This is a genomic window from Bacillus cereus group sp. Bce019, assembly GCF_051781745.1.
GTDB classification, from domain to species: domain Bacteria; phylum Bacillota; class Bacilli; order Bacillales; family Bacillaceae_G; genus Bacillus_A; species Bacillus_A cereus.
The window spans coordinates 1-296 of sequence record NZ_JBPWJX010000089.1; the positions used below are offsets into that span (position 1 = coordinate 1).

Here is a 296-nt window from a genome sequence, read left to right on the forward strand (position 1 = left end):
GTCAAAAGGGATTATGAACGTTTGCAAACTACAGATTTGGTTCAAGAAAATAAAAAATTACACCTGCAAGTAGAGGGCTTGTTTAACAATTTAAAAGCATCTCATCAGATTAATGCGGAGTTGAGAGACAGAAATAAAGAATTACATACAAAAATAGGCTCGTTACAAGCTCATATAAACGATTTGAAGATAAACGTAAAGGTTTTATATCAACAAACGAAAAAAGTCTTTAAAGAGCAATTTAAAACGTTTAGAGGGCTTGTTAAGAATGAACTAGTTGGAAGGGAAGTAGAGGA

The 296-nt window shown here is 32.4% G+C and carries 1 pseudogene; it reads left to right on the forward strand.

The annotated features are described in order from the left end of the window. Positions 1–21: 21 nt before the first annotated feature. Positions 22–296 (forward strand): annotated as a pseudogene (locus ACS2QP_RS27565) (hypothetical protein); the annotation flags it as partial.